1 protein-coding gene is annotated in these 1098 nt (G+C 63.5%); it reads right to left on the minus strand.

The annotated features are described in order from the left end of the window. Positions 1–607, minus strand: a 607-nt coding sequence (locus AACY19_RS26550; RefSeq protein ID WP_339454458.1) for an IS110 family transposase, incomplete at its 3' end; no start/stop codon positions are given. Positions 608–1098: the final 491 nt, after the last annotated feature.

Genomic DNA, 1098 nt, shown 5'->3' on the forward strand with positions numbered 1-1098 from the left:
TCTTCTTGTCCAATGCGGCAACCCGCTTGTCGAGTTCGGCTAGCATATCGACCATCATCGCGAACATCGGTCGCGCCGCCTCCGGCAGTGTTGCGGCCATCTCGCTGTCGTCTAGCAGATCCGCCAGCATCGCCAGGTGGCTCGGCCCCTTCGGTGCCACCCAGCCATATTCGGTGAGATGCCCGCGGATCGCATTGCCGAGCTGGGTGCGCTGTTTTACCAGCAGATCGCGCGTGCGGAACACCAAGGCGGCGGCTTGCTGCTCTTCGCTCTTCACCGCGACGAACCGCATCGTTGGCCGCTGCGCCGCCTCACAGATCGCCTCAGCATCGACAGCATCATTCTTATGCCGCTTCACGAACGGCTTCACATAGGCCGGCGGAATCAGCCTGACCTCGTGACCCATCGCCCGCAACTCGCGGGCCCAGTGATGTGCGCCGCCGCACGCTTCCAGCGCCACCGTGCATCGCGGCTGTGACACGAAGAAATTTAGCAGTTTTCCCCGGGTCAGCTTGCGGCTGAACACCGTTCGCCCGGTCCTGTCCGCGCCGTGCGCATGAAAAACGTTCTTGGCAATATCCAGACCGATTGTGGTAACTTCAGACACGGACGCCTCCCTCTTGTGGTGTTCAACACCTCCACTCTGGCACATCGATGCCGTCGGGGGGCGTCCACCCCATCATAAAGCCGCTATTCCGCGTCCGCCCACTTGCCGACATGCGGATGCTTTCTCAGCGTGGCGATGGCCTTGCGTAGTGGTCGGCGCGTTTTGGCTGGTGTCTAGCCGAGCCAACATCTCAAGGCTTCGACACGGCGGACATCGGCTTGGCCCGGCAAAGGATCTCCGATCAAGCGAACAGATCCCCGATCGCGCGCATCCGGAACGCGTTGAGCCAACAGCGCCGGCGATGCTCACCGGCGTCGTGGACCATGTGGCAGCGTTGGCAGAGCGCCGCGAGGTTGCGAGGCCGGTTGTCGCTGGATCATGGTTCAGGTGCGCGCCTGCGAGGACCACACGCGTGACCCGCAAATGGGGTGGCGGGTCGATGCCGGCGAAACCAGGCTGTGCCCGCGCCAGCTCGTCCGGCGTCGGCAGAT

Source organism: Pseudomonas sp. EA_5y_Pfl2_R50 (genome assembly GCF_963970475.1).
GTDB lineage: Bacteria > Pseudomonadota > Gammaproteobacteria > Pseudomonadales > Pseudomonadaceae > Aquipseudomonas.